4 protein-coding genes and 1 pseudogene are annotated in these 5920 nt (G+C 62.7%); all 5 read right to left on the bottom strand.

The genetic code is table 11. The features are described from left to right. Positions 1–434, bottom strand: a pseudogene (locus tag EOC06_RS42780) (helix-turn-helix transcriptional regulator); the annotation flags it as partial. Positions 435–549: 115 nt separating this feature from the next. Further along, positions 550–1104 (bottom strand): thioesterase family protein, encoded by a 555-nt coding sequence (locus tag EOC06_RS18015; protein WP_127327675.1) that lies wholly within the window; start codon positions 1102–1104, stop codon positions 550–552. A 65-nt stretch (positions 1105–1169) separates the two neighbouring features. Beyond that, entirely contained in the window at positions 1170–3389 is a 2220-nt protein-coding gene (locus EOC06_RS18010) for a 3-hydroxyacyl-CoA dehydrogenase NAD-binding domain-containing protein (protein WP_128308405.1), read from the bottom strand. 14 nt (positions 3390–3403) lie between these two features. After that, positions 3404–4612, bottom strand: coding sequence for an acetyl-CoA C-acetyltransferase (locus EOC06_RS18005; protein ID WP_127807942.1), 1209 nt, complete (start codon positions 4610–4612; stop codon positions 3404–3406). Between the two features lie 33 nt (positions 4613–4645). Continuing rightward, complete coding sequence (locus EOC06_RS18000; RefSeq protein ID WP_127270389.1) at positions 4646–5815, bottom strand: acyl-CoA dehydrogenase family protein; 1170 nt, start codon at positions 5813–5815, stop codon at positions 4646–4648. Positions 5816–5920: the final 105 nt, after the last annotated feature.

Here is a 5920-nt window from a genome sequence, read left to right as displayed (position 1 = left end):
GAATCGCCTTGCACCTGCAGCGCGTAGGAGCTCTCGGTCGATTGCGCCGGCAGTTCGATCAGATCCCAACCCTGCCCGACTGGAAAGCCGGCATCGTCGAAGAAGCCGCCGGCGCCGGCTTGGGCAAAGCCGAGCAACGGCACGGAGCTTCTGCGGGCGACCGAAGCGGCATGGCTGGTCGAAGCACCATTGCTGATCCCGGGCCGGCCTTCGATCAGACCGGTGAATTCGTCGAGTGAGGCGCCCGTCGCCTCGATGATCTTGGCCAGCGATTCGGTCGAGGGCCAGCGTGGTCGGCCATCCGACGACAAACGCTTCGACTTGTTGAAGGCAGTGGAATCGAGCCCCGCACGCTTGGCCAAACCCGAGGCCGAAAGCGAATAACGCTTGGCAAGAGCATCGATGGCAGCCCAGACTCGGTCGTGCGAGAGCATGCTCGCTCTCCTTCGGTGCAGGAAAAAATACCTTTCCCTTCTAGTCTTGGAATGTCGTTTTGTCCACCGGTCGTGGAGTGGTTGCAAACGTTTCCGTCGATCGCGGAAAGTCCGACTACCGGGATCGATCGACGCCCTTGGCCAAGCTGCGCAGACCCTGGTGCGATGTCATGAAAATCCGCTCCGTTTGCGTCGGTGGCCGCGGGTTCACGGCACGACCAAGTGCCGCAACGACCTCGTCAATCTCAAGAAAGTTGCGAGCCTTGCGATCGTAGACGCCGGCTGTCGTCAGGATCAACGCGGCCGTCTCGCCATTGTCGAGGACGAAGCGGTGCTTGCCGACAACCTGGGTGCCTTCCCAGGTCTCGATCGAGGACACCACTTCGAAGCGGCGCCACAGCCTGATCTCGCGTGCATAGACCGCTTGCAGTCCGCCCATCATCGGCGCCCAGCCATTCTTCCTTGCCAGCGTGATGAGGCCTGCACGAACAAACAGGTCGATGCGGCCGAGATCGGCCAGCATCATGTAGCGCGCATTGTTGAGATGGATGTTGAAATCGATGTCGGTCGGCAGGCAGCGGAAAGCCAGCCGGCCTTCGCCGCCCATCACATAGGGGCCACGGCTGTGTGCCGTGGCCATCATGCGCACCATGCGCGCCCAGACATACATTACAGCGCCCCATGTCCTCTTGGACGCGCAAAGATCGCTGCAAGACGCTTGATTTTGCCCATGCGTCAGGCTGCCTGCTTCACGTCGCCTTTCGCATAGGGATCGAAGCGCTGGTAGAAGGTCTCGCCTTTCTCGGCCATGTCGAGCAGCAGCTTGGGTGCCTTGAACTCGGCACCGTATTTCTTCTGCAGGTTCTTGGCGATCTTGACGAACGCCTTGGCGCCGATGCCGTCGATGTAGGACAGCGCACCGCCGGTGTAGGGCGCGAAGCCGAAAGCGAGGATCGAGCCGACATCGGCCTCGCGCGGGTCGGTGACGATGCCTTCTTCCATCACCCGCGCCGCTTCCAGCGCGATGGTGACCAGCAGCCGCTGCTGCAGTTCCCCATAATCGACCTTCTCGGGTGCAAGCTGCGGATAGAGCCCCCTGAGGCCCGGCCACAGCTTCTTCTTGGCGGGCTTTGCCGGGTAATCGTAAAAACCCTTGCCGTTCTTGCGGCCGAAGCGGCCGTGATCGTCGACCATGGCGTTGATCAGCGCCATCTGCTTGGGATCGACCGCCTTGTCGCCCAGATCCCTGATGGTCTGCTTCATGATCTTCTGGGCAAGGTCGATGGCCGTCTCGTCGGTCAGCGCCAGGGGGCCGACCGGCATGCCTGCTGCCTTCGCCGCGTTCTCGATCATCGGCGCGGGAACGCCTTCGATCAGCATCTTGTAGGCTTCCGACATGTAGCGCAGCACGCAGCGATTGACGTAGAAGCCGCGCGTGTCGTTGACGACGATCGGCGTCTTCTTGATGGCGCGAACGAAGTCGATGGCGGTGGCCAGCGCCTTGTCTCCGGTCTTCTTGCCCAAAATGATCTCGACCAGCATCATCTTGTCGACCGGCGAGAAGAAATGGATGCCGATGAAATTCTTCGGCCGCGCAGAATTCTTCGCCAGGCCGGTGATCGGAATGGTCGAGGTGTTCGACGCGAAGATCGCCGATGGCTTCAGCACGGCTTCCGCCTGTTCGGTGGCGCTCTTCTTCACGCTCGAATCCTCGAAAACGGCCTCGACCACCAGATCGCAGCCGGCAAGGTCGGCATAGTCCGCCGTCGGCGTGATCAGCGACAGCAGTTTGTCCTTGTCCTCCGGCTTGGCGCGGCCCTTCTTGACCTGATCCGAGATCAGGCCGTCGGAATGCGCCTTGCCCTTGGCAGCCGACTCCAGATCACGGTCGAGCAGCACCACCGGGATGCCGGCCTTGGCGGTGACATAGGCGATGCCCGCGCCCATGAAGCCGGCGCCGAGAATGCCGATCTTCTTGAACTTGGTTTCGGGCACGCCTGCCGGGCGGCGGGCGCCCTTGTTCAGTTCCTGCAGCGACACGAACAACGAGCGGATCATCGCCGCCGCTTCCCTGGTCTGCATGATCTCGGTGAAATAGCGCTGCTCGATGCGCAAACCGGTGTCGAACGGCACCAGCAGGCCTTCATAGACGCATTTGAGGATCGCGGCGGCGGCCGGATAGTTGCCGTAAGTCTCACGACGCAGGATGGCGATGGCCGGCGGCCACAGATTGAAGCCGGCGGGCGAATAGATCTGGCCGCCGGGCAGCTTGAAACCTTTCTCGTCCCATGGCGCCACCGGCTTCAGGCCATTCCTGATCATCGCCTTGGCGGTCTCGACGAGCCTGGCCGGCTCGGCGATCTCATGGATCAGGCCCATAGACTTGGCCTTCTGCGGCGACAGTGTCTGGCCGGAGGTCAGCATCTGCAGCGCCTGCTGCTGATCGGTCAGCCGCGGCACGCGCTGGGTGCCGCCTGCGCCCGGGAAGATGCCGATCTTCACCTCGGGAAGCGCCATCTTCACCTTGTCGCTGTCGGCGGCGACACGGCCGTGGCAGGCGAGCGACAATTCGAAGGCGCCGCCCATGCAGGTGCCGTTGATCGCCGACACCCACGGCTTTCCGCAAGTTTCCAGCTTGCGGAACAGGCCGGTCATCATGCCGGCATTGTCGAACAGCGCCTTGGTCGCCCTTTCGGCGTCCTTGCCCTTTTCCGCGGCGAAGGTCGTCAGCATCTTCTGCAGCAGGGTGATGTCGGCACCGCCGGAGAAGGTGTCCTTGCCGGAGGTGATCACTGCGCCCTTGATGGCGGCGTCACCAGCCACCTTGTCGACAATGGCGTTCAATTCTCGCATCGCCTCTTCGGTGAAGACGTTCATCGAGCGGCCAGGCATGTCCCAGGTGACCTGCGCAATGCCGTCGGCGTCGATGTCGAGGGTGAAATTGGTGTAGCTCATCGTTTCTCTCCCCGTCAGACGCGTTCGATGATGGTTGCGGTTCCCATGCCGGCGCCGATGCACAGCGTCACCAGAGCCGTGTTGAGATCGCGGCGCTCGAGTTCGTCCAGCACCGTGCCGAAGATCATCGCGCCGGTGGCGCCGAGCGGATGACCCATGGCGATCGCACCGCCATTGACGTTGATCCTGTCGTGATCGATGTCGAACGCCTGCATGTAGCGCAGCACCACCGAAGCAAAGGCTTCGTTGAGCTCGAACAGGTCGATGTCCGAGAGCTTCATCTTGGCGCGCTTCAACAGCTTCTCGGTGACGTCGACCGGGCCGGTCAGCATCAGCACCGGCTCGGAGCCGATGTTGGCGAAGGTACGAATGCGCGCGCGCGGCTTCAGCCCCATCGCCTTGCCGGCTTTCTTCGAACCGAGCAGCACGGCGGCGGCGCCGTCGACGATGCCGGACGAATTGCCGGCATGATGGACGTGATTGACCTCTTCCACCTCGGGATGCTTCTGCACGGCGACGGCATCGAAGCCGCCCATTTCGCCTGGCATGACGAAGGACGGGTTGAGCGAGGCCAGCGACTGCATGTCGGTCGACGGGCGCATATGTTCGTCATGGTCGAGGATGGTCAGGCCGTTCTGGTCCTTGATCGGGATGACGGAATTCTTGAAGCGGCCATCGGCCCAGGATTTGGCGGCGCGCTTCTGGCTCTCGACCGCATAGGCGTCGACGTCGTCTCTGCTGAAGCCGTATTTGGTGGCGATCAGGTCGGCCGAGATGCCTTGCGGCACGAACCAGCCGGGCAGGCCTACGGACGGATCCATGAACCAGGCACCGCCGGAGGCGCCCATGCCGACACGCGACATCGATTCGACGCCGCCGGCAATGACGATCTCATCGGCGCCCTGCGCGATCTTGGCGGCGCCGAAATTGATGGCGTCGAGCCCGGAAGCGCAGAAGCGTGAGATCTGCATGCCGGGCGCCTTGGTGTCGTAGCCGGCCTCGAAGGCGGCGGCGCGCGGAATGACCGAACCGGCTTCGCCGACCGGATCGACGCAGCCGAAGATGATGTCGTCGACAGTGCCGGTGTCGAGCCCATTGCGGTCGCGCAGCGCTTCAAGCGTCTTGGCGGCAAGCCGCACCGCCGGCACCTCGTGCAGCGATCCGTCCTTCTTGCCCTTGCCGCGCGGTGTGCGCACGGCGTCATAGACATAAGCTTCAGCCATTTGCTTGCTCCTTGGGTTTGCCTGATGTCGCTCTCAGAGAGAGCGGCCGATCAGCAATTTCATGATCTCGTTGGTGCCGCCGTAGATGCGCTGGACGCGGGCGTCGCGGAACATGCGGGCGATCGGGTATTCATTCATGTAGCCATAGCCGCCATGCAGTTGAAGGCATTCGTCGACGACTTTTCCCTGCAGGTCGCTGAGCCAGTACTTGGCCATCGACGCGGTCACAGGATCGAGGCCGCCGGCGATGTGGCGGGTGACGCAATCATTGTAGAAGACGCGGCCGACGGTGGCCTCGGTCTTGAGTTCGGCCAGCTTGAACTGGGTGTTCTGGAAATCGATGATCGCCTTGCCGAATGCCTTGCGCTCCTTGACGTAGTCAATGGTCAGCGCCAGCGCCCGCTCGATCATGGCAATGGCGCCAGTGCCGATCTGCAGCCGCTCCTGCGGCAGTTGCTGCATTAACTGGACGAAGCCCTGCCCTTCCTCGTGGCCGAGCAGATTGGAGGTCGGCACGCGCATGTCGTTGAAGAACAGCTCCGACGTGTCGTTGGCCTTGAGCCCGATCTTGTCGAGGTTACGGCCGCGCTGAAATCCTTCGACCTCGTCGGTCTCGACGACGATCAGCGAGGTGCCCTTGGCACCCTTCTCCGGATCGGTCTTGGTGACGACGATGATGAAGTTCGCAAGCTGGCCGTTGGTGATGAAGGTCTTGGAGCCGTTGATCTTGTACTGATTGCCATCCTTCTGCGCCCGCGTCTTGACGCCCTGCAGGTCGGAGCCGGCGCCCGGCTCGGTCATGGCGATGGCGCCGATCAGCTCGCCGGTCGCCAGTTTCGGCAGCCATTTCTTCTTCTGCTCCTCGGAGCCATAGTGGAGGATGTAAGGGGCGACGATCGAATTGTGCAGGCCGATGCCGAAACCGTCGACGCCGACATGGCCGATGGCCTCGATGATGGCGCTCTCATGCGCGAAGGTGCCGCCGGAGCCGCCATATTCCTCCGGCATAGAGGCGCAGAGCAGGCCGGCGGAACCTGCCTTCAGCCAGCTCTCACGATCGACCATCTCGTTCTTCTCGAACTCGTCGTAGCGCGGCGCGATCTCCTCCGACATGAAGCGATGCGCCATGTCGTAGAGCATGCCGACCTCGTCCGCCGCCCAAGCGGGCTTCGGAAGGCCAAGGATTTCAGCTGGGTTGGTCATGCTGGTATGATACTCCTCCCGACATGCATCATCGAAACTGAGGCCGGCGCACTGCCGCAGCGACCCCTCCCGACCCTTCGGGCCACCCTCCCCTCAAGGGGGAGG

This window comes from Mesorhizobium sp. M7A.F.Ca.MR.362.00.0.0, from assembly GCF_004023175.1.
Taxonomy (GTDB): Bacteria; Pseudomonadota; Alphaproteobacteria; order Rhizobiales; family Rhizobiaceae; genus Mesorhizobium.
Note: the sequence above shows the minus strand (reverse complement) of the source record. Positions and strands in the feature narration are given on the sequence as shown.

Coding starts and splice junctions, on each gene's coding strand:
- EOC06_RS18005 (WP_127807942.1), bottom strand. CDS start 4,612: ATGGCTGAAGCTTATGTCTATGACGCCGTGCGCACACCGCGCGGCAAG.
- EOC06_RS18010 (WP_128308405.1), bottom strand. CDS start 3,389: ATGAGCTACACCAATTTCACCCTCGACATCGACGCCGACGGCATTGCG.
- EOC06_RS18000 (WP_127270389.1), bottom strand. CDS start 5,815: ATGACCAACCCAGCTGAAATCCTTGGCCTTCCGAAGCCCGCTTGGGCG.
- EOC06_RS18015 (WP_127327675.1), bottom strand. CDS start 1,104: ATGTATGTCTGGGCGCGCATGGTGCGCATGATGGCCACGGCACACAGC.